This is a genomic window from Hymenobacter mellowenesis, assembly GCF_030581005.1.
Classification (GTDB): Bacteria; Bacteroidota; Bacteroidia; order Cytophagales; family Hymenobacteraceae; genus Hymenobacter; species Hymenobacter mellowenesis.
In genome coordinates, this window is record NZ_JAUQSX010000011.1 from 129,370 (window position 1) to 155,488 (window position 26,119).

Annotated in this window: 18 protein-coding genes and 1 pseudogene; 9 read left to right on the top strand and 10 right to left on the bottom strand. The window is 60.7% G+C overall.

Going from position 1 to position 26,119, the window contains the following annotated elements:
- Positions 1-326: 326 nt before the first annotated feature.
- The 3 genes from Q5H92_RS19520 to Q5H92_RS19530 all read right to left on the bottom strand — a co-directional run bounded on the left by Q5H92_RS19520 (position 327) and on the right by Q5H92_RS19530 (position 4,498).
- The gene (locus tag Q5H92_RS19520) at positions 327-1,844 is read right to left on the bottom strand and encodes a T9SS type A sorting domain-containing protein (protein WP_305013236.1); all 1,518 of its coding nucleotides are present in this window, start codon (positions 1,842-1,844) and stop codon (positions 327-329) included.
- A gap of 315 nt (positions 1,845-2,159) precedes the next feature.
- Complete coding sequence (locus Q5H92_RS19525; protein ID WP_305013237.1) at positions 2,160-3,914, bottom strand: T9SS type A sorting domain-containing protein; 1,755 nt, start codon at positions 3,912-3,914, stop codon at positions 2,160-2,162.
- A gap of 59 nt (positions 3,915-3,973) precedes the next feature.
- The gene (locus Q5H92_RS19530; protein WP_305013238.1) at positions 3,974-4,498 is read right to left on the bottom strand and encodes a hypothetical protein; all 525 of its coding nucleotides are present in this window, start codon (positions 4,496-4,498) and stop codon (positions 3,974-3,976) included.
- A gap of 1,080 nt (positions 4,499-5,578) precedes the next feature.
- On the opposite strand from Q5H92_RS19530, the gene Q5H92_RS19535 reads away from it, so the two are divergent.
- Positions 5,579-5,974, top strand: a complete 396-nt coding sequence (locus Q5H92_RS19535) for a hypothetical protein (RefSeq protein ID WP_305013239.1) — start codon at positions 5,579-5,581, stop codon at positions 5,972-5,974.
- A 94-nt stretch (positions 5,975-6,068) separates the two neighbouring features.
- On the opposite strand, the gene Q5H92_RS19540 is transcribed toward Q5H92_RS19535, so the two are convergent.
- The 4 genes from Q5H92_RS19540 to Q5H92_RS19555 all read right to left on the bottom strand — a co-directional run bounded on the left by Q5H92_RS19540 (position 6,069) and on the right by Q5H92_RS19555 (position 10,460).
- Positions 6,069-6,833 (bottom strand): LytTR family transcriptional regulator DNA-binding domain-containing protein, encoded by a 765-nt coding sequence (locus tag Q5H92_RS19540; protein WP_305013240.1) that lies wholly within the window; start codon positions 6,831-6,833, stop codon positions 6,069-6,071.
- Positions 6,834-6,865: 32 nt separating this feature from the next.
- The gene (locus Q5H92_RS19545) at positions 6,866-8,734 is read right to left on the bottom strand and encodes a sensor histidine kinase (protein WP_305013241.1); all 1,869 of its coding nucleotides are present in this window, start codon (positions 8,732-8,734) and stop codon (positions 6,866-6,868) included.
- A 174-nt stretch (positions 8,735-8,908) separates the two neighbouring features.
- Entirely contained in the window at positions 8,909-9,613 is a 705-nt protein-coding gene (locus Q5H92_RS19550) for a hypothetical protein (protein ID WP_305013242.1), read from the bottom strand.
- Between the two features lie 61 nt (positions 9,614-9,674).
- Positions 9,675-10,460 carry a ParA family protein gene (locus Q5H92_RS19555; RefSeq protein ID WP_169533839.1) on the bottom strand — a complete coding sequence of 262 codons (786 nt, stop codon included), beginning with the start codon at positions 10,458-10,460 and terminating at the stop codon, positions 9,675-9,677.
- Between the two features lie 742 nt (positions 10,461-11,202).
- Here Q5H92_RS19555 and Q5H92_RS19560 point away from each other — a divergent pair.
- Together Q5H92_RS19560 and Q5H92_RS19565 are read left to right on the top strand one after the other, a co-directional pair.
- Positions 11,203-11,526, top strand: a complete 324-nt coding sequence (locus Q5H92_RS19560) for a plasmid mobilization protein (protein WP_305013243.1) — start codon at positions 11,203-11,205, stop codon at positions 11,524-11,526.
- Entirely contained in the window at positions 11,523-12,401 is an 879-nt protein-coding gene (locus tag Q5H92_RS19565; protein ID WP_305013244.1) for a relaxase/mobilization nuclease domain-containing protein, read from the top strand. The genes Q5H92_RS19560 and Q5H92_RS19565 overlap by 4 nt, the downstream gene beginning before the upstream one ends.
- Positions 12,402-12,641: 240 nt before the next feature.
- On the opposite strand, the pseudogene Q5H92_RS19570 reads toward Q5H92_RS19565, so the two are convergent.
- From Q5H92_RS19570 to Q5H92_RS19580, 3 genes and pseudogenes are all read right to left on the bottom strand, one after another.
- Positions 12,642-13,454, bottom strand: a pseudogene (locus Q5H92_RS19570) (IS5 family transposase).
- Positions 13,455-13,729: 275 nt separating this feature from the next.
- Complete coding sequence (locus tag Q5H92_RS19575) at positions 13,730-14,527, bottom strand: LytR/AlgR family response regulator transcription factor (protein WP_305013246.1); 798 nt, start codon at positions 14,525-14,527, stop codon at positions 13,730-13,732.
- Positions 14,528-14,626: 99 nt separating this feature from the next.
- On the bottom strand, positions 14,627-16,411 hold the full coding sequence (locus Q5H92_RS19580) for a sensor histidine kinase (RefSeq protein WP_305013247.1): 1,785 nt from the start codon (positions 16,409-16,411) through the stop codon (positions 14,627-14,629).
- A gap of 674 nt (positions 16,412-17,085) precedes the next feature.
- On the opposite strand from Q5H92_RS19580, the gene Q5H92_RS19585 reads away from it, so the two are divergent.
- From Q5H92_RS19585 to Q5H92_RS19610, 6 genes are all read left to right on the top strand, one after another.
- Positions 17,086-17,856: a LytR/AlgR family response regulator transcription factor gene (locus Q5H92_RS19585; RefSeq protein ID WP_305013248.1), complete on the top strand. Its 771-nt coding sequence runs from the start codon at positions 17,086-17,088 to the stop codon at positions 17,854-17,856.
- A gap of 686 nt (positions 17,857-18,542) precedes the next feature.
- Positions 18,543-19,028: a hypothetical protein gene (locus tag Q5H92_RS19590; RefSeq protein WP_305013249.1), complete on the top strand. Its 486-nt coding sequence runs from the start codon at positions 18,543-18,545 to the stop codon at positions 19,026-19,028.
- Positions 19,029-19,096: 68 nt separating this feature from the next.
- A complete protein-coding gene (locus Q5H92_RS19595) occupies positions 19,097-22,813 on the top strand; it encodes a beta strand repeat-containing protein (RefSeq protein ID WP_305013250.1) in 3,717 nt (1,238 codons plus the stop codon).
- Between the two features lie 66 nt (positions 22,814-22,879).
- Positions 22,880-23,401, top strand: a complete 522-nt coding sequence (locus Q5H92_RS19600) for an OmpH/Skp family outer membrane protein (protein WP_305013251.1) — start codon at positions 22,880-22,882, stop codon at positions 23,399-23,401.
- 55 nt (positions 23,402-23,456) lie between these two features.
- Positions 23,457-24,956, top strand: coding sequence for a T9SS type A sorting domain-containing protein (locus tag Q5H92_RS19605; protein ID WP_305013252.1), 1,500 nt, complete (start codon positions 23,457-23,459; stop codon positions 24,954-24,956).
- 229 nt (positions 24,957-25,185) lie between these two features.
- Positions 25,186-25,953 (top strand): LytR/AlgR family response regulator transcription factor, encoded by a 768-nt coding sequence (locus Q5H92_RS19610; RefSeq protein ID WP_305013253.1) that lies wholly within the window; start codon positions 25,186-25,188, stop codon positions 25,951-25,953.
- Positions 25,954-26,119 lie beyond the last annotated feature (166 nt).

Sequence of the window (26,119 nt, forward strand, 5' to 3'; positions counted from 1 at the left end):
AGGCAACACGCTTGTATGAATAGCCACGAGCGGCCAGTTGAAAGTGCCCTGCCACTGCCCGGCGGTGGCATACGGCTTGCCCAGGGCCGCGAAGAATCCGGGCGTACTCACGGCAAACCCCGGCAACAGTTCTACGCTGTGTTCCGCCAGCAGTGATTTGTTCTCGTAAATGTCTTTGGTGATGTCGTAGTAGGTAATTGGATTGTTGCCTTGTGCGGCCACCGAGGGCATAAGCCCTAGCCCGAGGGCCATTGTAAAATAAGCGTTGCGCATGAGCTAGTGAGATAATGAATGGCTTAGAAAGCGTTGCGATTGTGTTTAGGCCGCTACTCCACTAATAAGCGTTGCGCCTGACTGCCGCTGCGTACCACGTACAGCCCCGGCGGCAGTGCGTGGGGCAGGGCCAAGTAAAGGGGGCCCTGCAACGGCACGTGTCCCCCGGCCACGCGGCGGCCCAGCGCATCCAGCACCTCCACCACCTGCTCGGGTGGTAGACCTTCCACCGTGAAGGCTGAGTGAGCCGGGTTGGGGTAGAGAGCAAAGGGCGCCTGCCCCGCCAAGGGCCGGGCCGCCAGCGGCCCGCCAGCCAGCCGGGCCATGAAGAACGTGGGATATACACCCGCATAAGGATTGGCTACCACATTGAAAGAGCCAAATTGTGCAGCAGGGCCATTAAATATGCCGGTTATATGCAATCGCCCTGTTGCGTCTAATGCTACCCGACCTGTTCTATCTTGTCCAGAGCCGCCGGCGCGTAAGGCCCATTGCCAAGTGCCGGCCGTGTCCAGGGCGGCTACTACAATGTCCTCTTGGCCGACGCTGACCAGCGCGTTAGTGCCGAATACACTACCCGCAGGGCTGGGTGTGCCGGTGGCGGGCACCCGACCAAAAGCGCCACCCGTGTATATCCGGTTGCCGCGTACCACGAGCTGGCCCAAGGATTCATCGTCGGAGCCGCCGGCGCGCACGGCCCACTGCCAGGCGCCGGTGGCCGCGTTGAGCCGGGCCACGAAGGCATCATTCAACTGAATAGTCCCCAGCGCCTGGCCCTGGTAAGTGGCGCTGGCATTGGTTAGGGTGGTGGCACCAAATGTGGCCGTGGCGCCGCCGAAAGCACCGCATATGTACAAGTGCCCGCGTTCGTCGGCGGCTAGGCCACTACAAGTTGTACCACCGAAACCGCCGGGGAAGGTGCCGGTACCGGCGGTGCCGGTCAGCGCCTGCGCCCACTGCCAGGCACCGAGGCGGTTGATTTTGGCGAGGTAGCTGCCGCGCTGCTGGGTGAGGGGAAACAGGGCCGAGAAGGCGATGCCCGAGCCAAACTCGCCGGTCAGGTAGGCGTTGCCCTGCGCGTCGGCGGCCAGGTCGGCCACGGTACCGTGGCCGGTGCTCACGGCCCAGCCCCAGGCGCCGGTGGCCGCGTCGAGGCGGGCGACGAAGAGGTCGGTGCCATTGCCCACGTTTTGCAGCACGGTGGCGCCCACGCGCAGGGCGGGCCCGTCGAAGGTGCCGGCCACGAGCACGCCGCCGGCCCCGTCGGGGGCCACGGCCCGGCCGATGTCGGTGCCGGTATTAGCATTGCCGAAGCCGGCCTGCTGCACCCACAGCCAGGCCCCGGTGGCGCCATCGAGCTTGGCCACGAGCACGTCGGAGTAGCCGGCCGAAGTGATGGTGAAGCCGCCGAAAGTGGCCGTGACCGGCACGTTGCGCGAGCCTTGCGCGAACGAGCCGACCACGTACACCTGGCCTTGCGCATCGAGGGCCACGTCGGCGATTTGGTCGCCCTCAGCGCCGCCGCCGTTGGCAACCCATAGCCACGCACCGGCGGCGTTGCGTTTGGCCACGAAGGCATCAAGGCTCCCCACGCTCGTGAGCGTAGTAGCGCCAAAGACAACTGTTCCGCTAAAAGAACCCGCGATTATCGTATTTCCTGAATTGTCGGTTACAATAGAAGTTGTAGCTCCGAAACTATTCTGTGCAATAGCGTTACCGCATGTGACTGCCTCGTCAAACACCGGAACTTGAGCGAGTGTTGAATTAATCAGGGCAAGCAGCAGCCCCAATGCGAGGCTGCCGCGTAGAAAATGGGAGAAGAAAGGGTTCATGGCGTTGCGCGAAAAATTAGGAAAGGAACAGACTGCCCTGGGATGGCCGCCCGACTACTCCACCAGTAACCGGTGCGCCTGACTGCCGTTGCGTACCACATACATCCCCGGTGGCAGCGCGGGTGGTAAAACCAGGTGGAGAGGGCCGTGCGACGGCATGTGGCCCCCGGCCATGCGGCGGCCCAACGCGTCGAGGAGTTGAACCGGCTGCCCGGGCGCCAAGCCCTCTACCGTGACGGTCGAGCGGGCCGGGTTGGGGTAGAGGGCAAAGGGCGCCTGCCCCGCCAAGGGCCGGGCCGCCAGGGGAGCGCCGGACAGCCGGGCCAGGTAAGCGAGGGTCGTGACCGTAAACGGGCCGAATTGCGCGCCGCCGCAGGTGCCGGCAAGGTGCAGGCGGTTGTTCGCATCCAAAACCAATCCTGTTACCGCATCCTGATACCCCCCACCTGCACGCAGGGCCCACTGCGGAGCACCGGCCGTGTCCAGCGCCACCACCACAATGTCTTCGTTGCCAGTACTAACCAAAGCCGTGGTGCCAAAAGTACTGCCGGCGGCTGAGGGAGTTCCTGTAACGGGCTCACGGCCAAAAGTGCCGGCGGCGTACACGCGATTGCCGCGCACGGCCAGCTGGCTCAGGAATTCGTCATCCGGGCCGCTGCCGGCGCGTACGGCCCATTGCCAGCCGCCGGTGGCCGCATCCAGCCGGCCTACGAAGGCGTCGCCCAGCTGAAATGTGCCTGGCGCGCTGGGACCGGGCCAATAGGTGCCGCTAGTGTTAGTGAGCGTGGTGGCGCCAAACGCGGCCGTGCCCCCGCTAAATTTTCCGCAGGCGTAGAGGTGGCCCGCGTTGTCCGTGGCCAGCCCCGCGCAGTACGTGAACCCGGCACCACCGGGGAAGGTGCCGGTGCCGGGCGTGGCGGTGAGGTTGCGGGCCCACTGCCAGTTGCCGAGGCGGTCGATTTTGGCGATGTAGCTGCCGCTTTGTTGGGTGAGGGGGAACAAGGCGGAAAAGGCGATGCCCGAGCCGAAATCGCCGGTCAGGTAGGCGTTGCCCTGCGCGTCGGCGGCCAGGTCGGCCACGGTGCCGTGGCCCGTGCTCACGGCCCAGCCCCAGGCGCCGGTGGCCGCGTCGAGGCGAGCCACGAACAGGTCGGTGCCGCGGCCCACGTTTTGCAGCACGGTGGCGCCCACGCGCAGGGCGGGCCCGTCGAAGGTACCGGCCACGAGCACGCCGCCGGCCCCGTCGGGGGCCACGGCCCGGCCGAAATCCCGGCCGTCGTTGGCGTTGCCGAAGCCGGCCTGCTGCACCCACAGCCAAGCGCCGGTGGCGCCATCGAGCTTGGCCACGAGCACGTCGGAATAGCCGGCCGAGGTAATGGTGAAGCCGCCGAAAGTAGCTGTGACCGGTACGTTGCGCGAGCCTTGCGCGAACGAGCCCACAGCATACACCTGGCCTTGCGCGTCAACGGCCACGTCGGTGAACTGGTCGCTCTCGCCGCCGCCGCCGCCGCTGGCCCAGAGCCAGGCCCCGCTGGCGTCGCGCTTAGCTACGAAGGCGTCATTAAAACCTGTTTCGGTTAGGGTGGTGGCGCCGAAGCGCACGGAACCGTTGAACTGGCCCACCACGTAAGTGTTGCCCTGTGCATCGGCCGTCACCATGTTAACGCGGGAACTGCTGGGCGTTGTGCCTACGCCGCACCCGCCCGCTTGGTCAAACACCGGAACTTGCGCGCGGGTTGAATTAGCCAGGGCGAGCAGCAGGCACAGTGTCAGGCTGCCGCGTAGAAAATAGAAGTAGAAAGGGTTCATGGTGTTGCGCAAAAAGGAGGAGTGAACGGAGCGGCTGGCGCCGGGGGGCACTAGCGGAATTACTTCTTCGCGGCCAGCGCGGTTATTTCGGCCTGCAGCCGCTGGTTCTGCTTATCCAGCTCAATCACCCGCAGGGTCAGCTCCTCCAACTGTTGCAATAGCCGGGCCTGCATGGTCCCCACGTCGATGCCGTTGGCCTGCACTTCCCCCGCCGACGGAATGGTGGGCAGGTGCTTGTTGAGCTGCAGGTAGCGTTCCAGCTCCGGCAGCGGCATCAGCCGGTAGGTGGGCTCGAAAACGAAATCGGCCCAGTCGGTGGCGCTCATCACGTACACCGACTGGGCCACCAGCTTGCCGTCCACGGCCAGCTTGTAGTTGGCGTAGTGCGGCGAGGCACTGGTCAGCCCCCGCCCGATTTGTACCTTGCCATCGGGGCTAATGCGCAGGCGCTGATAAGCGCCCATGATATTGGCCGGAGATTGATAGCTCGCGCCGGCGCCGCCGTTCGACGCCACCGTGCTGAAGGCCAAGGCGCCGTCCATATCGGCCCAGATGACGGCCCCGCCGTTTTTGTTATTATTCAAACCAAACCGAAAAGGGCCGTCACCCTGGCGAATGGCGTTGAATCCCAGACAAGTACTGCCGTTGGCGAGGGCTTGGGCGCCAAGCCCAAGGTCATCAACCGAAAAATTGGCCCGCCCGCTGTACACGCCTAACACCGATTCGTCGTGTTGCTTATGTGCATCAAGACCAATACCCAAGCCAACATGCCCATTGCGCGTAATTTTAAATATGGTCGGATACCCTGTCTGATTGAGCATGAAGTTATGGGCCATCTGGCCGGCTGCAGTGGAACTGTTGCTCAGCCCTGCCAAGTAGCCAATGCTGCCATCACTAGCCAAAGTGCCCAGTTGGAGGTAGGCCCCGTTGGGGTTGGTAGCGTCGCCACTGAGAAAAAGGTGCCTCCGTTTCGGGCCCCGCCGTCCAGCGTATTATTTTGGCCAACGGCCGACGTTGCCAGGAGCAGCCCTGCAACTAGTAATAGGTATGTGTAGATAACCTTCATGGAAAACAGGTAAGGAAGTGGAAATTTCCGGATACCGGGTGTGTTGAGCAAAGTAAGAAAATACAGTCAATAAACCTATTTATTATGAGGGTCTTAACTTTTTGCGGCGCGGGTCCAGTAGTTAAGCATGCCCTGGCTGCTGAGCTGGCATTGAGTGGCGACTGAACGGGGTTTCGAAACGAGGTGATTAAAAAATGAGTAGTGCTTGGACAAGTTCTTTACCCGCTGCCTAGCTTAGTGCTATAAAGCAAGGGACTAAACACGCAAAAACGCCCCGTCGCCACCGCCGCTGGCTGGGCTTGGGGCTGCTGGAAGTGTTCACCGAGCTGAGCCAGCCGCAATTGCTTACGCGGTGCGCTACGGGGCTGAGGCGTGCACGGAGTGGTTGCGGCGGGGCGAATTGTAGGCAATACTGTGTGGCGTTTTACCACCTTACTGCGACCCAGATAGCTTGCGACCCACCGGCCCAGCCCAGTACCTAACGCTGTCGCCGAGCTAGCACGGCGAGCGTTTCCTTGTGGCGTTTTTCGGCCAGATTCTGACGGCGTGTTGCCACGGCCCAGATGGCCACGGGTATCCAGCGTCAGCCTTCATTTGATTGGTAATCGACCTCTTTTTCTTCGTCTATCCGATGTCCGCCCAGAAAGAAATCATCTTATTCATCTTCCTGACCGCTGGCATGCTCGCGCTGCCGTATTTCTATGCCCGGTACCTGATGCTCAAGTCTGTGTTCGTCCAGCAATTGAACGTGATGCACGCGCGGATGGCCCAGGAGCAGCCCTTGGAATGCGTCGAGTTGGAACCGGAGTCTATTCTTTGGCAAACTGCGCTAGGTGAGGCCAGCATACGAGCGCGCAGCCGGGTTGTTTGGCACCATCTGGCGCACCCCGTGTACCGAGATGCTGTGATTGCCTATGAGGCTCTAGAAGCCCGCATCCACATCGGCATGTTGCTCACCGTCCTGGCCAGCGGCGTCCTGATAGCCCTGGTTTAGCTGGTTATCAATGCGAGTCAGCCGCACAGAGGCGTTCAGTCAAAGGGTGGTTTTCACAACAAGAACAGAGAGTGTCTTTAATAACAAAATCGCCCTACCCTACTAAGTGAATGCGACTTTTGAGCTCATCCTTCAACGAGCGGCTGACCGGCACATAATCATCGCCGAGCAAGACGCTGCTTTCCTCGTAGGCCTGCACCCGGTCCAGATTCACAATGTAGGAGCGGTGGGTTTTGAGAAACTGGTCGGGCAGCTTCTGCTCCAGCTCTTTCATCGTGGAGTCAAACACAAATTTCTCCCGCAGCGTGTGCAACCGCACAAAGTTCTGCAGGGCCTCGAAGTAGAGAATGTCGGCCAGCAGTACCTTGACGTGGCCGGAGCCCTTGCGCACGAACAGGTAGTCCTTGAACTTGGGGCAGCGCTCAGCTGGCCCCAGCACCTCCATGCCGACGCCATTGGCGGCATCCAATACGGGGCCGGTTGGGCCGGCCTGATAGGCGTTGTAGAGCGCCAGCTCAACCTGCACCCGCAGCGAATCATCGGTAAAGGGCTTGACCAGGTAGCCGTAGGGCTGGGCCAGCTTGGCCCGGTTCAGGGTGTCGGCATCGGAGCGGGCCGTGAGAAACACCACCGGCACGGCAAACTGCCGGCGAATAAGCAATGCCGCCGCAATGCCGTCGCAGTCACCGGCAATGTTGATGTCCATGAGCACCAACTCCACGGGCTGCGTGGCCAGCACGCGCAGGGCCTCATCGCTGTTGTCGACGGGTTCGAGTGGGGTATGCCCCAGCCGAACCAGCGTGCGTTCTATCTCGGCGGCAATAAGCAATTCATCTTCAACTATGAGAATGGTAGACATAGGGTGGGATAAGGGGCACACCGCGAGTCTCGTCATTCACGAGTTACCTCCATGCGTGTGCCCGTGGGAAAGGAACGTGTCACCGACAGCTTCGCTTTCAGCTGTTTGGTGAGCGTGCGGACCAGCTGCATGCCCAGGGAGTGGGCCTTCGCTGGCGCGTCCTGGGCCGGCATTCCGGCCCCGTCATCGGAGATGGTAAGCTGGAAGCCGGTGGGGCGGCTGGCGAAGGAAACGTGCAGGTGGCCCTGGGCAAGGCCCTGAAAAGCGTGCTTGTACGCATTGGTCACCATTTCGTTCACCACTAGTCCCACCGTGCTGGCCTCTTTGGGGCTCATAATTACCGGGGCCAGGTCCATGCTCAGCTCGATGTTTTGCTCGGACGTGGCGAGGGCGATTTTCAGAGAGTCAAGCAGTTCGCGCAGGTACTGGTCCATGCGCACTTCGGCCAGATTGTCGGCTTGATATAAGAACTCATGTACCATGGCCATGCTCTGAATTCTGTCCCGGCTGGCGGTTAGCGCGGCCACCAGGGCGGGCTCGGGCAGGGTGCTTGCCTGCCAGCCCAGCAGGCCGCTTACCAGTTGCAGGTTGTTCTTCACACGGTGGTGAATTTCCTGCAGCAGCACCTCCTTTTCGGCTACGGACCGGCAGTTGGCCTGATTGGCCACGGCCAGCAGGGCTTTTTGCCGCCGCAGCCGCCAGTACAGCCAGCTGCCCACCCCGATGGTCGTGGTCAGCCCGCCTAGCAGCAGCCACAGCGAGTGCAGTTGCGCCCGCTGGCTGCGCTGCTCAAACTCGGCGGCCCGCTTCTGCTCCGTCAGCAGCTTCACGTCGTAGCGCACCTGCAGCTGGGCCAGTGCCTGCGCCTTGTCGCCGTTGAACAGGGAGTCGCGCAGGTGCTGCGCCCGGTTGTCGAGGTCGAAGGAGCGGCGCATCCGGCCCTGGTCGGCGTGCGCCCAGGCCAGGTTGGCCAGCGCGTCCGCCTCGTAGTCGGGCATCTTTAGCTCGCGGGCCAGGATGAGGGCCAGTTCCGCCATGCGCTGCGAAACGGCCGGCTGCCCCTGCAACCGGTACACGCGGGCCAGCGCCAGCGCCGAGCTGGCCGTCTGGGGCCGAAACCCGTGACGCTGCATGATGCGCAGGGCCCGGTTCATGTTTGTGGCCGCTGAATCCAGCGTGACCCTGGTCTGGGGCTGAATCATGGCGTACACCTCGCCCCGGAACTGGTACACGTAGCCCAAGCCCCGGGCGTCTTTCGCCCGCTGCATGTAGGGGAGCGCCCGGGTCGCGTAGTGCAGCACCGAGTCGTAGCGCTGCATTACCAGAAAGGTGTTGGCCAGGTTGAGCAGCAGGCCGCCCCGCTCCCGGGGTGGAACGTTGCCCACGGCTCCTTGCTGCTGGTAGGCCTGGCGCATATACTTTAGGCCCCCGGTCACGTCTTTGGTATCAACTGATACCAGGCCCATACACTGCGTGAAGCGCCATTCGTCGGGTAGCTGGTGCACCCTGGCCACGCCGACACCTTCCTGGCTGTACTGCATGGCGGCTACGTAGTCGGCGGCCCGCTCACAGTTCACCACCAGCTGGTACAAGCCATCGGCCACGCGCGGCCAGTCCCGCCGGTGACGGGCCAGCTGCACGGCCTGCTCCCCTATCCGGCGGGCCTCCGGCTCATCCTGCGCAAATAGCGCGTCACTTAAAGCGCGCAGCGTCTGAAACCGGACCGAGTCCGGTAGTTGCCGCCGCCGGGCCACTTCGCGCAGCGAGTCAACGGTGGCGCTGTCCCCGGGCGAGGTTAGGCTGCTTTCGCCCGGCAAACAGGTTGCGCGGGCTACCGTACCGGCCAACAGCAGGGCCAGCACGGTCAAATGCTTACCGCCCGCCACGTCGCTTCGACGCACCTTGGGGGCTGGGAATGAAAGGACTGCTGCTGCGCATTGCTGGTAGAAAATAGGGCCCCTCCCCTACCCTGCCCAGGTGGGCCGGCAGCGGAGGAGATAGTTTGAAATAGGGAAGGAAGAACCGCCCGGCCCGGAATAGAGCCGCGCCGGCGAAATAGCCCCTAACGGATACGCTTACTTTTTGGGCGACATCATCTGGCGCAGCTGCCGCTGAAACGCTTTCTGAATCTGGGCCTCGTTCGCCGCCTTGAACTGGGCAAGGATGTTGTGAATAACATCAGTCGAGGAGGCTCCCCCACCCAGCAGCAGGCCCATCTGCTGGAAAAACTGCTGGTGGCTGGCCGTGATGCGAATCTGAAAGGTTTTCTTCTCCGCCGAATCGGCAAAGAGTGAAGTCAGGTCCAGCTTATCCTTGCCGTCCCCCGTGGCAGCTGGCATCGGCGCAGCTTCCACCTCCACCGCCTCTTCTTCCTCCCGGTCATCTACAACGGGCAACTCGGCAGCCGGAGCGGCCAGCGGTGCCGGTGCCACGACGGTCGATGCTTTTTCTCCCTTCGGTTCTAACGGGGCTGCACTGGTGGCTGGCGCGGGAACAGCCGCCGACGGCGGCGCGGGCTCTGTGGCGGTAACGGGTACGGCCGGCACCGACGGTTCCGTTTTTACTGCTTCCACCGGGGGCGCGGCTTCGACGGGCGCCGTGGCCGGCTCCGGAGCCGAAGCCGCCGGTGTGGGCGTAGGCTCCGGGGCCGGTGTGGGCAGTACGAAGGGCTGGCTGGTCCCCATGTGGCTGATGGCCGCGACGGAGCCCGTCAGGCGGGCCAGCTCAGCCATTTGTTCTTCCGGGGTGAGTTTGGGTTTCTTGGTGGAGGCTTTGGCCATGACAAAGAAGAATACAGGCTTGAAGTTTTAGAGGAAAAGCAGCGGTGGATGAGCCGTAGGGCTACGCGCCGGGGGCTGACTCGACGGCCGGGGCCGTAAACGCAATGGTTTTACCCGAGGGCGTGACCGCCCCCTCCCCTACCACGAGGGTCAGAATTTCCAGGATGAGCTGACCCAGGCCGAGGCGGTTGAGGTCACGCTCCGGCAGCGGAAACATCGTGGAGCGGTTTTCTTTGTAGGTCATCAGCAGCTCCACCCGGCTCTTGAGCAAGGGCAGCCCTTTCTCCTGAAACAGCTCCTCCGTCTTGTCATAAATCCCCTTTTTCTCGGACTTTACGAACTTGTTCCAAAAGGCGTAGAAGCCCAGCAGATTGGAATCCTCATCGCGCGCCTGCACAAACTGGCCCAGGATGCCCATGTAGGACATGGTGGAGGCAATTGAGCCTTTGTCCGGCTCAATCGGCAGGAAGATGTAATCCACCAGCCTGAGCAACTCCGGAAGCCCCACCACGTTCACCGTGCCGGGCGTATCCACCAAGATGAAATCATAGTCCTGCTCAAACAACCCTTCGATGGAGCTCACGGCTTTCTCCACACTGGAAATAATGACTGGGTACGGCGGGATACCCTGCTTCAGCAGGCGGGCCTGGAACGGCGCTTCCGACTGCAACCGGTTCTGCTCTTCGAGGCGGTAGGCATGCAGGGAGTTCTGCGGATAGTCGCAGTCCACCATGGCCACCTTGTAGCCATAGTAGTAACACAGCGCCGAGGCCATGTGCGTGCCGATAGTCGACTTACCAGCGCCCCCCTTCTGGGTGGCAAATGCGAGTACGTGGGGTTGATTCATGCGTGGGACCGGGAGATTGATAAAGGCGGGGTTGCTAGTTGTAAAGTGGCTTTGTTGCAATGCCGCAAAGTTGTATTGTGTGATTGCAACAAAGTTTCATTAGAGCATAGCAACAAAGTTGTGTTATGGTATTGCACCTATACAACTTTGTTGCATTGATAAAAAGGTGTCTAGGTGCAAAGTTGCAAAACAACAATGAGCTAATGTGGTGTTGTTGCTTAGTTGCAATGTGGCGAAGATAGTATGCTGCGTTGTTGCAAAGCAACATTATGGCAAATAATTTGAAGCGCAAAATGCTGTAAAGTTGCAAAGTTGCTTTGGTGAACTGTTGCATCTCATCCAGTAGGCCATGCTTCTCTATGTTGGTTAATTATGTTGCAAAGGGGCAAAGTTGTAACGGTGCAATGTGGCAATATTAAAACATTAAATGCCACGAATGGCATCATTCCTGAATGATGGCTGTGGAGGTGTAAAGTTGCATTGTGTCAAAGTTGCAATATGGCATGAGTGCTAAGCTATAGTTCTAGCCCTATCCCCGGGTAACGCCCTCGTTCCATAAGCCCGTTCATCGTTTAGCAAGCCATGTCATTGTCCGGACAAACTTCGTTTGTCCGGACAATGACATGGCCAAGTTCGCGGGCTCACATGGCTTGGCTTGCTAGTTTAGCGTATAGCATTTAGCGTTTCGCAATTCTAAAGTAGATTTAGCAAACCTGGGTAAGCTAACGTCCCCAGAATCATCATGGAACCAGAGAAGCAAGCTGAGAATGCCGTTGAAGCAGCCCGTACTTTGCGCATTGATGTGCGGGTGAGCCCGGATGAGAAAAAGGATTTGCAGGTAAAAGCTGCAGCCGCTGGCTACAAGAAAGTATCGGCTTATTTGCGTGATGTAGGCCGGGAGGTGGAGGTCAAAGAAAGTATCCCGCCGGAACTGCGGCGGCAGCTGGTAGGCATCGGCACCAACCTGAATCAGATAGCGCGACTGGCGCAGGCAGGTAAGTCTTTTAGCAGCCACGAAGCACAGCTGGTGCAGGCGCTGGCTATTATTAGAGGCTATCTGGTATGATTGCAAAGACCACCACCGGCAATGACTTCGAGGGGGCGCTAACCTACGGCGCGGGGCAGCGTCAGGGCCGGGGCAAGGAGCCGGGGAAGGCCCCGCTTCTGGTCGTGGCTAATTTGATTCCGGGCACTCCCAGGGAGATGGCGAAGGATATGCGGGCCGTGGCGGCGCAGAGCAAAAGGATTCAGAAGCCGGTGTGGCATACCGTGCTCTCGTGGAAGGCGGGGGAGGTGGTGAGCCAGGCCCAGAAAGTGGCCGCCGCCCAGCGGTATTGTGAGCTGATTGGCGCGCCCGTTGACCGGCATCAGGTGGTGGTGTATGAGCACCGGGATAAGAAGCACGCGCACGTTCATATCTACCTGAACCGGGTGCCGATTGATGGAGGACCAGCGCTGCGGACGGATAATAACTTCTACCGGCAGCCGGCCATCACGCGGCAGATAAGCCAGGAGTTAGGCATGGACCCCATCCCCGAGCGGCGGCGCAGCCTGCGGGCGCTGGACCCCACGAAGGAGGACGCGCGGGAGCAGGTGAGCCGGGCGTTGCAGCACTTACTCGCGCAAGCCGATAGGGGAGGGGAGGAGTGGCTGGCTTTGCAATTGCAAAAAGAACTGATTGAGGTTCGGTATACCCACGACAAGGGTGGCGTCCTGCGGGGCGTGAGCTTTGAACTGAACGGCGTAGCCGTGCGGGGGCAGGAGGTGGGCTACAAAGGAGCGCAACTTCGCGAAGCATTTTCCTCGCCTGTAGTTCAGGCCGTAAACGCACCTGAAGTCGAAAGCCCGCTCGGCGCCGAAACGTCTATTAAACCCCTAGAACTTACATTGTCAGAGGTGCAAAAGCGGAAACACAGTAAAGGTCCTGGGCCTGCTCTGTAGTCATGTATAAGAATTGACTCAGTAAGTATGGTTCACAAAACCAACCCGCTAAATCTTCCAGAGCCCACTTTTTGAGCCATTAAAAAGCGTCTTTTCGGCCTGCTCGCCTGGAGTAGGGGAGGGGTATCAGAAAGGCGCGCCTTTTGGCGTCGCTTCAAGTGTTACTTGTGTCCAGCTTATGCAGACCATCCCACCATGGGCCGCCTCAGCGCTATTGCACCTAGCAGAGCCTAGAGCGTGTTAATGACTTAGCAGGTTGATATGATTTGCTTTGACGAGCATCAAGCAGGCAAAGACGAGGTAGTGAATGCCTTCGAGGGTGGTGGTCAGACGTTCATAATCCCGCGCCAAGCGTCGGAAACGGGCCGCCCAGGCGAAGGAGCGTTCCACGACCCAGCGTTTGGGCAGCAACACAAAGCCGCGTTTGGCCTGCGGCAACTTAACGACGTGCAATTCGATGCCCTGAGCGGCCGCGGCCTGCGCCGGTTCCTGCCCGGTGTAGCCCTGGTCGACATAGGCCAGCGTCACGGCTTGGCCCGTAATGGCTTGCACTTCCTAGGCCAGGGCCCTCACCTGGGCCCGGTCTTGTTCGTTGGCCGGCGTGACCAGCGCCGCCAGCAAGTGCCCGAGCGTATCCACGGCGATGTGCACCTTGCTGCCTTTGCGCCGCTTGGCCCCGTCGTAGCCGGCCCGGTGCCCGCTTTCGGGTGTGCTTTGCAGCGTGCGGCTGTTCAACAGGATGGCCGAAGGCTCGGCCGGGCGGCCCTGGGCCGTGCGCAGCAGCTGGCGCAAATCGTCGACCATCGTTTCGAAACACTGCGCGTCAAGCCAGCGGCGCAGCTGCTGGTAGACCGCCGGCCAAGCCGGAAAATCGCCCGGCAGGTAGCGCCAAGGCACCCCGGTGCGGGCCAGGTACCGCACGGCGTTGAATAACGAGCGCAGCGGGTATTCCCGTTGCGGGGCCGCTTCGCTCATCAATGTCAGGTAGGGTGCGGCAAACGCCCATTCTTCGTCGCTTACATCGCTCGGATATCCAGGGTGGGGCTTTTTCATCCCCGAATTTGCTCAACAAGTCATTAACACGCTCTAGCCCCATCTTATGCGTGGCGGTAGCGCTGAATGCAGGCGGCCTCGGCGGGCAATAAGACACCGGCCCCCTGTTGGTGAGCCCCTGTTGAGCAACCTACAGTCTGTACAGCCATCTAAAAAAATCGCCCTGGGTATCCATGCAGAAGCAAGCGTACGAAAAACAGGCCATCATGCTTATGAACGATTATTTTATTGCCGCCCATGACCGTTTCCGAGGGGCTTGGCATTGGTCGGAGCGGCTACAGCAGTTGCAGGCGTTCCAGCAACTTGTCCCGATAGACCAAACCAATGGGCAGCAAATGCCCATCCACCTGCACAATGTTGCGAACTGTGTCGATTCGCTCAATAAACTTGGCGTTAATCAGGTAGCTGCGCTGGATTTGCACGAACTGCCCGGCGAGCAAGTGCTGACCCAGTTTCTGCAACGATTGGCGCACCTGCACCACGCGTCCTTTGCTGAGGGTTAGCTGGCAATGCTTGCCCTCGGCCATGACCCAGGTAATCTCATCCATCCCAACTTTTACCAACAGTCCGTTTTCTTTGACGAACAGGGTTTTGGGAAGCAAGATGCCGGTATTGGGTATAATGAACGTTTGGTTATCGATTGAGGGGGAGGTGATTTCTAGCCGGTCAGCCTCGCGGATAGAAAAGTTTATAATGGCCAGCTCAATGGCCCGCTGCAAGGCGGCAACGTCGGTGGGCTTCACCAGATAGGCGGCGGGGCCGAGCTGGCGCGCCCGCGCGAACGACGACGCATCGGCGTGCGAGGTGAGGAAGATAACGGGGAGGGGCCGCTCGGCTAATAACCGCTTGGCCAAATCGATGCCGTCGGGGCCACGGGGGCCCAGGTGAATGTCGAGCAGGGCAATGTCGGGGGGCGGGCTGGAAGTTTGAAACAACTGCAGCGCGGTGGCCGGGTCGAGGGCAGGTCCAACAACTTCGTAGGACAAACTGGTGAGTGCCTGCTTTAACTGAGCGGCAAATAGGGGTTCATCCTCGACGATTAGGATGCGGAGCGGAGAGTAAGAGTCAGCCATAGCCGGCAGGTACTTTAATATCAGAAAGAGAATAGATGGAAGGCCGGTAGCAGAAAGAAACCGGTAGCAGAAAGAGAATAGAAAGGAGGCCGGCAGTAGTTAGGAGATGGCTGGCAGGTCCAACTGCGCGCACACGCCCAGCCCGGTCGCATCGTTGGCTAGCCGGAGGGTGCCCCCCTGCGCCCGTGCAAACGCCCGGCTCAGCAGCAGCCCCAGGCCCACGCTATGCGTGAGGTCGGCCACGCGTAGCCGGGCGGCGTCCATTTCCAGCTGGCTGAGCATCTCCGGCGATAGTTTGCCGCCGGTATCGGTTACCTGCAAATGAATGCGGTTGGTTTCCCGACGGGCGCGCAGCGTCACCTTGCCGTCCTTGGGAGTGGCCTTGAGCGCGTTGCTCACCAGATTGCGCAAAATGGTGCGCGTCATGTTGGGGTCGGCGAGTATCCCTAGCTCCACCGGTGCCTCAATGGCCAGCCGGATGCGGGCTTCAGCCGCGCTGTGCTGGTACATAGCCGCTGTTTCTGCCAGCAGCTCCTGCACGCGCACGGGCTGCAGCACGGGCAACAACTCGCCTCGTTGGCTCAGGGCCCAGTTCAGCAGGTTGTCCAGCAACTCGCTCAGGTTCCGGGCCGCCTGTCGGATGTAGCCACCCAGGTTAGTCAGTGCTTCGGTATCCTGCTGCTGCACGTAGCTGTGCAGCAAGTCGGCCAAGCCGGCAAATGCCACCACCGGCGAACGCAAGTCGTGGGCCACCAAGGCATACAGGCGGTCCTGAGTGGCGCGGGTGTGGGTCAGCTCCTCGTGTTGCGCCGCGAGCTGGTGGTGCTGCATGGCCAGCTGCGCTCGCGAGCGGCGCAGGCGCAGGGCCAACACGCTCACCGCCGCCGCCCCCACGGCCACTATGGTTAGCGCAATACCCAGAAACCACAGTTGCTGCTGCTGCGCCCGCGCACGGCTGCGCTGTGCCGCTTGCTGCTGGGTCAAGGCCTGAATCCGACCGTCTTTTTGTTGCGTGTCGAACTGGACCTGAAGAGCTTGAAGCTGGGCGTTATTATTTAGCTGCGTCGCCGAATCGTGGAGTTGATGGGCGCGTTTGGCCTGGCGGTAGGCTTCGGCTCCCCGGCCGGTGGCTACCAGCGCTTCGGCTAGTATGTCGCGCACTTCAGACTCCTGAATCGGGTCCGGTGCCGAGTGGGTTAAGGCCAGCGCCTGGCGTGCCTTGGTTTCGGCCAGCAGGTACTGTCGGTTGAGCAAAGCCATATCCGCCCAAACGGCATAAGCATAGCTTTCTTTGCCCAAATGGCTCATGGCCCGGTATAGCCCGACGGCCCGGCTTAAGTAGTAGGCCGCAGAGTCAGTTTGGTGGCTTAAGCGTCCCAACGACAAATAGGCATTGGCCAGCATGTCCTTGTGGCCACACTGCCGGGCCTGGGCGGCGAAATTTCCCGCATATAAGCGCGCGAGTCGCGTCAGCGAGTCGGCAGGGTGAGGCAGGTTTGTTACGCGGCTGGTATAAATTTCGCTCAGCCCGTAGTAAGTAAGCAGCGACAGCAGCGGAAACCGCCCCTGCGGGTCGACTTTCGGCAGCAGGGCCAGCGCCTGCCGTAAATACACCAGGGCCCGGGGCTCGTTTTGCTGCGCCACGGCTACGGTCGCGAGGGTTTGCAAGGCCACGATGCGAAAGCTTTGCAGCGCCGGGGAGGTGGCCCACGCGCGACGCTGCAGTTCCTGGGCCCAGCGCTCGGCCTGCGGCAGGTCTTGCAAGCTGGAGCTAACCCGCGACAAGTCACTCAGCACCATCAGCTCACCGCGCTCAAATCCGTGCCGACGGGCCAGGGCCAGCGCCTGCCGGGCCAGGCGTAGCGCGGTAGCATCGTCGTTCATGTGGTATTCCTGCTCAAGTGAAATCAGCGTGAGCACCCGTTGCGAATCAGGCAGGACGGCCTGCCGCAACACTGCCCGCAGTGAGTCGATAGCTGGGCTGCGGTAGCGAGCCGGAGTGCTGGCCTGCGCACCCCTTATAGTCAGCCATATGCACACTAGAAGGAAGAGCTTGGCGCTTAAATTTTGTCGGCAAAAATAGGGTATTGAACGGGCCATAGTCCTTGTTTACAGGCTAATAAGGCCGTTTACAAAGGTAGGGTGCTGTTTTAAATTCATTCTCAACATCCTGCTATTGCTACCCGCTGAACACCCGGTAAAGCGTGTTTTTCACACACTTCAGCCGGGTTAGCGCTGCAGCTTATTATCGGTTGAGGACGCTATTCGATTGGTTCAAGCCTTTTTTGGGTCAACTCAGGCTAAACCGCTACCCGGTGGCGCAACCACAACAGTAGTTTTGCAATAAAACCAGTCGAAACAGTACATAATCGGCCTGTTTACCGGCCCCCTGTTTCGCTGAACAGAAGTTGCTTGCCGTTTTTGCTACGGACCAAAAACTCGGCACGGCAATCCAGGCTCCCCCCTCACGCCCCACAGGCGCAGAGATGCAACCATTGCCCCTACTAATCAGGGCGGGCCGCCATATTCCTCTCGTCACCTTTTTAACTGTCGGTATCATGGAAACAATTGCCGTCGCTCACACGGACATACCGCCCCGCGTCTTGGTGGTGGAGGATAACCCCATTCAAGCAAACATCCTCGCCGCATTCGTTCAGCAGATGGGCTTTAGTCCGGTTGGCCCCGTGTCCACGGCGCGGGAGGCCCTGGAACTATGCCGCTATGATTTGCCGCACCTGGCCATTCTGGACATTAAGCTGGCGGGTGAGATGGACGGTATTGACCTGGCCATCAACCTGCGCTCGCTGGGCAAAATACCGTTGGTCTTTGTATCAGGCAATAGCGACTATTTAGTGTTGCAGCGGATACAAAAGGTGCGCCCGGTAGCCTTGCTCTCGAAACCCTACCAACCGAGTCTGTTGCAACAGGCAATCAGCCAAGGAGTCTTGATGAACACGGCCTTGTTCTCGCTCACGCCCGCTGGTTTCACCCAATTGCCCACCGAAAGCAGTTTGTTCGTGCGCGAGAGCAACCTCCTGGTGCGGCTGGATGTAACCAACGTCGTGAGTGTACAGGCGGTGCAAAAACACGCCATGATAACCATGGCTTCCGGGCGGCGGCACTCCGTGCGCCTCACCCTGGCCGAGGTGCTGGCGCATCTCCCTCCTGCCGATTTTGTGCAGTGCCACCGGGCCTGGATTGTCAGTCTGCGGCACGTCGAACACGTTGAGTTGAGTGCCAACCTGGTGCACTTGAGTGATGGCACCACTGCCCTCTTGGGCCGGGCTTACCGGCAAAACATCCAGCAGTTTCTGCGCATCATTGGGTAGGCCCCGCTGCTCACGGTGCCGGGCAGGCAAGCCGCCTAGAATAGTCAAGCCAAGCTCTCCGAAGCCGCATTCCCATCAGATGCCTCAGATGGCATAATGGAAACGCTTCGGTATAACCGGCCCGAGCGTTAGCGGTATCAGCCACTGCCCGTTATACGGGCCGGGCTCCCGCACAAGCGGGGACCAGCCCAACGACTGCCAGCTGTGGACTTTTCCTAATCCGGGAAAATTATTCGCAAAATGCTCCCTCCGCACCGGCGATTGCCGGTGCGGAGGGAGCATTTTGCTTTAGGCTGAGCCGCAAATGGCCTACTGAGCGCTGGCCACCTACCAGCCACCTTTTTTGGTAGTTCAGCCACGGAATTCGGTCGTTCAGGCAAAATCCACACAATCGGTATTATCCAATTTATGTACCCAATGCGTAGTCGGTTAATTTTGTCCAATCAGACTGATTATTGATTGATTTAGTTACACCAATGATGATTTTAGATTATATGCAAATGCGTCGTAAATACGCGCTTTTATAAAAAAAGTTTAATTAAAAAAGTAGCCCCGCCTTTTCCGAAGCGTCACAACCAATCCGAGTCAGGCTAACTGATTCTTCTCTGCCAAGCCCTCATTAGCTGCTCATTCAGCGGAGAATGCCAGCCACCAATATCTTCATTATTTACCCCCGCCTACTCCTTATGAAAGGATACCCTCTTTCCGCCCTATGCCACCTGGGCAAAGCCGGAGCGCTGCTGGCCGTGATGCTGCTGGCGCTGGCTGGTCCGGCCCGCGCCCAGCAAACGCCCGTGGCTTTCGATAGCGTTTACACCACCCAGCCCGTGGAGCTTGTGTATTTCACCGCCGAACTCTACTACGGGGGCGGCCAGCTCCATTGGACTACCCTGCGAGAAGGCAACATCCTAACCTACGTGATTGAGCAGAGCCGCGACGCTCGCACCTGGGAAACCCTCTCGACCATGGAGGCTCACCCCGGCTATGCCGCCCGCTACGACTACGTGTACATGGACCTGCACATCCACCGCTACGGGGTGCCCCGCGTGTACTATCGTCTGCGGCAGCTGGCCCAGGATGGCACCTTCACTTACTCCCCGGTGCGCTGCATCCGGCTCGATGAGCCGGCGGCCAGGGTAGCCCAGTCGCCTCCGGCCCAAAAGCCTGAATAGTGGGCAAGCGCATCTCATCTTTTTTTTCTATTATCAAAGATAAACCTCTCATTACCAATAATTTACTAATGAAGCAATTCAACTCAATCTTCTTGGCCACGCTCGGCTTAGGACTGCTTGCGGGCGGTTCGGCCTACGCCCAAACCGGCATAGGCACGGGCAGCATTGCGCCGCGCACCATGCTCGACGTGAACGGGGCCGTCTCGGTTTCCGAAACCACGGCCGCCGTGAGCGGCAACGCCGCTACCGTGCCCACGGGCTTCAGCCTGGTGCGCCTTACTGGCACGGCCACGGCTGCCGTGGCACTCACGGCCGCTACCACGCCGGCCGCCGTAGCGGGCCAGCTGATGGCCATCTACAACACGACTACCTTCCCGGCCACGTTCGCGGGGCAAACCATTGCGGCGGGTACCAACAGCCTGTTCATGTACTCGAACAGCGGCTGGCGCGCTACCGGCGACGGCGGCAACAACTTCACGGCCAACAATGGCCTGACCAAAAGTGGCAGCAACGTGGCACTGGGCGGCACGCTGGGCGGAGCTACCGACGTGGCCACCGCTGGCAATAACCTAACGTTCAGCGGCACGGGTAACGTGGGCATTGGCACCACCGCGCCCGCCGCCAAGCTGGATGTGAACGGCACGGCCCGCGTGGCCGGAGCCACCACCCTGGGCACCGGCGTTGCGGCCAACACCTCGGGCCTGAGACTGGCCCAGATGACCAATGCCACGGGCTACGCGGCCGACGGGGCCCGCGACCTGGGCCTGGATGCCAGCGGCAACGTGGTGAACGTTCCGCCGGTGAACCAGCGGGGCTACTCGGCCGCACCCACCGTGCCGACGGACTGGGGCTTCTACACGGCGGCTAATGGGTCCTACAGTGCGGCGGTTTCTTTGTCGTCGGGCAGCGGGCGCATCAACGAAGTGGGCACCTTTATTAGCGATGCCTCCTTCACCTACAACGTGCAGACGGCGAACACCGATATGAACGGGGTTCTGGCGATGAACAGAGGCAAAGCGGCGTCCTTCGTCTCGGATGGCACCAACTGGCACATGCTCTTCACCCCCAACAGCCTGGCTTACTATGCGGGTATGGTGGGGATTGGCACGAACGCCACCGCCCCGGCCGCTACGCTGGACGTGAACGGCACGGCCCGCATTGCCACCCTGGCCGCCGGCGCTGCGACCGACCAGCTGGTGACCTACAACGCCACCACCGGCCTGCTCAACCAGCGCACGGCCGCCTCGATTGCCGCCGATGGCGGGGCCGTGACCACGGCCAACAACGGACTGACCAAAACCGGTAACAACGTGGCTTTGGGCGGCCCTCTGACGGGAGCTACCGAAATTGCCACGGCGGGCAACAACCTGACGGTAACCGGTACGGGCAACGTGGGCATCGGCACCAACGCGCCAACCACCAAGCTGGATGTGAACGGCAACGGCCTGTTTCGCAACGGCGGGGTGAGCAATGCCACCACGGGCAACGAGCAGTTGCTCTTCGGCTATGCCGGGACCAACAACTACCAGCACGCCATCCGCTCGCGCCACAACAACGGCGCGCAGGTGGGCAACTCGCTGGACTTCTACCTGTGGAACCAGGGCACCGATGCCGTTACGGCGGCGGGCACCCGGCAGGCGATGACGCTGGATGGCAACGGCCGGGTTGGCTTCGGCACAGCTTCGCCCGTTGGCAAGATGCACATTGTCACCGATGCCTCGGCGGGTGGGGTCGAGGACGATACCTACGTCGACTCGTACGGCACGCCGGGCATTGGCTACTTCACGCGGGCCGCACGGGGCACGGCGGCCAGCCCCACCAACTTGGCCAATGGCGACCTGCTAGCGATAAATGCTAATCAGGGCCGAGTGAATGGCAGCTTCGCCACCCTATCATCTTTAAGCTCCTACTACCTGGGCGATGGAACCACGGCGCTGTCGGACTTCCGCATCAGCACCAGCAATGCCGAGCGGGTGCGCATCAGCGCGTCCGGCAACGTAGGCATCGGCAACACGACCCCGTTTGCGCCCTTGCAGTTCAGCACTTCTTTAGCCAACCGCAAGCTGGTGCTTTGGGATAACTACAACTCGGCGACCGTTACCAACGACAATCAGTTCTACGGATTTGGTGTTCAGCAAAATACACTACGCTACCAGACTGACCTGCCAACTTCTGACCACGTTTTCTATTCCGGTATTAACGCCACCTCTTCCAAAGAGCTGATGCGCGTAACCGGCGACGGGCTGGTGGGCATCGGCGTCAGCGCGCCGGCCGCTACGCTGGACGTGAACGGCACGGCCCGCATTGCCACCCTGGCCGCCGGCGCTGCGACCGACCAACTGGTGACCTACAACGCCACCACCGGCCTGCTCAACCAGCGCACGGCCGCCTCGATTGCCGCCGATGGCGGGGCCGTGACCACGGCCGGCAACGGCCTGACCAAAAGCACCAATAATGTGGTGCTGGGCGGCGCGCTTACGCAAGCCACCACCGTCAACGCCAGCAATTTCCCGCTGTCCGTAACGGGGCTCAACAATACCTCGACCACCTTCGGCACGGGCGGCGGCCTGGTGATGGGCGCCACGCTGGCTGCTACGGGCAGCACGGGGGTGCAGCGGGTGGAGTTTGCCTCGCAGGGCGACCCCAACGCGGCCATCGGCCACACTACGCAAAACCAGGAGGTGAACGACCTATACCTCTACTCGGGCGATAACCTCGATGCCACGAACGGCCCGGACCGCATCCGCCTGGTGGCACCGAGCATCATGTTCCAGAGCATCAACGCCAACGGCGGCGTGAATACCCTGGCCAATGCCGAGAGCAACACGAATACCACGACCAACATGTTTATCGGTGCCAATGGCAATGTGGGCATCGGCACGAGCACGCCAGGGTACAAAATCCATACCGTTACGCCGAATGGAAGTGGCGGTACCGAGGATGACTATACCTATGACTCATATTCAGGAACAGGTACCGCTGCCAGCGGCATCTACTACCGCCACGCCCGCGGCACGCAGGGTGCACCGACCAATCTATCTAGCGGTGACCTCATTTACACTCAAGTGGGCATGGGTTACATTAACGGTGGGTTTGCCCAGACGACGTTCTTTGACTCCTACTACACGGGCTCAGGCACTACCAACTCCAGCTTCATGCGCTTTGGTACCTCGAACACCGAGCAAATGCGCCTCGACCAAAACGGCAACCTGGGCATCGGCACCACCGCCCCCAATACCACGCTTAGCATCACCCCGAGCACTTTAGAACCTAAAATCACCCTCTGGGATGGTGGTACGGCCGGCGCTACCACGCATTTTGGCTTCGGCATCAGCGGTAGCCAGCTCAACTACGATGTAATGAACGGGGCTAGCCACGTATTCTACGTGAACAGCAAGAACGGCAGCGGCTCAGAAGTGTTGCGCGCTAACGCCACGAGCGTAAGAACGACGGTGCCACTCGATGTCAACAACACCTTCAGCATGGGTGCTACCGGCTCCACCCTGAACGCCATCATCCGTGCTACGGCTGTGGCTCCAGCCGCTGCCATTTCGGTAGCGGCTTCGGGCACGACCACGGCCACGGCCAGCTTCAACGTGGCTAACACGGTCGTAGCTGGTAGCATCGTCAATGTATCGCCTACGGCGGCGCTGCCCGCCGGCGTGTCGATTGCTTACGCCCGCGTTTCGGCCGCTAACACGGTCACTGTTAGCTTCGTGAACGCCAGTGCCACAGCCCAAACCATCCCAGTTAGCACTACTTTCAATATCATCGTAACGCAATAAGCAGCCGGGCAGGCAGCCGGGCTTCCCAGTTGCCTGCCCTTGCTTCGGCTCCTCGTTTAAGTCGATATGAACAAGTTTTTCCTGAGCTTCGCCGCCGCTACGCTCCTGCTCGGTACCGCCGCCCACGCCCAAACTGCTACCCCGGCCAAAATCGGCCACCTCTCAGGCCAGGCGCTACTTGCCGCCCTGCCCGAAACCAGCGTGGCCGAGGCCGAGCTCACGGCCTTCACCAAAACCTGGCAAAGCCAGTACGACGACCTCAACGCCCGCTACACCAAGCTGGTGAAGGACTACCAGCTAAACGCCAAAACCCTGGCCGACACTGCCAAAGCCAACCGCAATGCCCGCGCCGAAGCCCTGCAGCAGCAGATTCAGGTCATCCAGCAGCAGGCCCAGCAGGCCATTGACAAGAAGCGCCAGTCCCTGTACCAGCCCATCAACCAAAAGGCCCAGCAGGCCGTCGAAGCCGTGGCCATGGCCAAAGGCTACGACTACGTGGTGGACGACCAGACCGGCCAGTTTCTCTACATCCGCAAGGCCACCAACGACCTGCTCCCGGCCACCAAAGCCCGGCTGGGCCTGAAGTAGCCGGCCCGCACTGCCGAAGCCCGAGAGTGCATCCCTCCATTTTAAATTCTTACCCATGTCATTACGCTACTTCACCACTTTTCCCCGCTGGCCCTGGGCCGTGGGTGGCCTGCTGAGTTTGCTGGGGCTGGCCACGAGCAGCCAGGCCCAAACCACCACGCTCTATAACGCCGCCGGCAATTCTCTGTACCAGAACGGCGACATCTACAACACCGGCACCGTGCAGAACGCCGGCACCTACGTGCCTGCCACGGGCACGCTGCTGGTGGTGGGCGGCAACTTTCTCAATTCCGGCACCATCAGCGCCAGCCCCGCCGCCGCCACCGTCAAGCTGCTCGAAAGCGTGGCCACCACCGACCACACCCTCACGCTGGGCGGCCAGGCCCTGCCCAACCTCGTGCTGGACGTGCCGGCCGGCACCACCATGGGCAGCAACGGGGCCATCAGCGGCACCTTGTCGCTGCTCAATGGCCACCTGCTCACCTCGCCCGCTACCACCACCGACTACGTCCTCACCCTGGGCGCGGCGGCCACGCTGGTGGGCGAAACCGATGCCCACTACGTGAAAGGCCGCGTGGCCCAGGCCCGCAACTTGAGCGGCAGCTCGGCCGTGGATTTCGGCAACATGGGCTTCACCCTGAACCCCGGCGGCAACAGCTTTCCCCTCACCGTGGAGCGCCGCGCCGGCCTCACCCGCGCCGGCGTCAGCTTCGGCGTGAACCCGCTGGTGACCACCAACCAGGGCATCGACCGGGTGTGGGCGCTGAGCAGTACCACCCCCACCGCCAGCGCCGCCACCATGACGCTGTCCTGGCTTTCGGCCGACGACCACGGCCTCACCTTCTCGGGCGCCAATGCCCAGGTGTGGCGCTCCGACAACGGCGGCAGTACCTGGGTGAAGCAGGGCGCGGTGCAAAACGGCACCAGCCGCACGGTATCGGTCGACATTACCAGCCTCAATGCCCTCTACACCGTGAGCACCACGGCCGCGCCGCTGCCCGTGGAGCTGCTGCTGTTCACCGCCATCAAAAAGGCCGGGGACGGCCTGCTGAGTTGGAAAACGGCCTCGGAGAAGAACAGCGCCTACTTTGAAGTGCAGGCCAGTGCCGACGGCCGCACCTGGCAGAAGCTGGGCCAGGTAACGGCCGCGGGCAACAGCAGCACCCAGCAAAGCTACCAGTATCTTGACCGCACCATTGCCCGCTACGGCGTCCCCGTGGTGTACTACCGCCTGCGGCAGGTCGACCTCGACGGCACGGCCCAATTCTCCCCCCTCGTCACGCTCAACCCCGATGCGCTGGCCTGGCAGGTGACGGCTTACCCCAACCCCTACGAAACGGACCTGACGGCCCAGCTCCTAACCAGCGAAGCCGGTCCCGTGACCCTCACCGTGCTCGATGCCGCCGGCCGCGTGGTGCTACGGCGCGAACAGGCCGCCACCCCCGGCCGCCAGATTGTAGCGCTTGACGAAGCCCGGACCTTAGCCACCGGCACCTACACGCTGCTCGTGCGTCAGAACGCCCATACCGGTACCGTGCGCATTGTGCGCAGGTAGCGCCCGTTCGCGCCATCCACTATTTCTGTTTGCCTTCCTAGCAGGCTCTACCCGCGAGAGCCTGCTAGGAAGGCAAACAGAAATAGTTGTTTAGCAGGAGTTCTGGTTCCGCCATTCCATCGTGGATTATGCGAGGCTTTACGCTGCTAAACAGGCAGTTGCTGAAATGTATTCGAGGTTAAGTTAACTGACTAATCGTCCCCCGCAACCCATTTCCCATACCCAAGCCATGCCCAGTTTATTAGCTTCCCCTGCTGCTGAAGTTGCGCCCCTGCGCTGCGTCATCATCGACGATGACCCGGCCGCCATCCAAATCATTGCGCGGTGCGTGGCCCGCACGCCCACGCTGCAACTGGACGGCACCTTCACCGACGGGCACGAGGCCTTGGCATTTCTGCGCAATCAGCTCGTGGAGGTCCTTTTTCTGGACGTAGAAATGCCTCTGCTCTCCGGGCTCGACTTGCTGCAGTTGCTCTTGTTCCAACTCCCGGCGCAGCCGTATACCGTGCTTATTACCAGCAGCCCGCGGCACGCCGTCCAAGCGTTTGACTATGCTGTGGTCGACTACCTACTCAAGCCGGTTACTTTTGCCCGCTTCACGCAAGCGGTGCGCAAAGTGGAGGCGTTAGCCACTACGCCCAAAGCGACCCAAGCACTGCTTGCCAACGAGTTGGATTCCGAAACCCAGACGTTTATGTTCGTCAAAAACGGTGCTCAGTTGGTACGGGTGGATTATGCCGATATTGGCTACCTGGAAGCCAGTCACGGTTACGTTACCATCGCAACTAACCAGCAAAAATTGTCGATTCCCGGGACTTTACAAGCTTTGCGACAACGACTGCCCGTGGCCGGGTTTCTATTAGTTCACCGCTCCTTTGTGGTTAATGTAAGCCATATCGAATCGGTAATGGAGAAGGAATTGGTTGTATTAGGCAGACGTTTGCCCGTCAGCATGGCCTTGCGCAAGCAACTGCTGGCTCAACTCAATCTTCTGTAATCCCTTAATTAAGTATAATGAGCCAGACTGCAAGCAGCACGGATTATCTGTTGTATGCCAAGCAGTTGCCCTGATACTTGTTGCTGGCTACTGCATATGTGGGATTTGCCGTTTCCTGAACGCTCCTAGGCCTGACCGCTGCTGCTGGGTGGTTTCTCGACAGCAG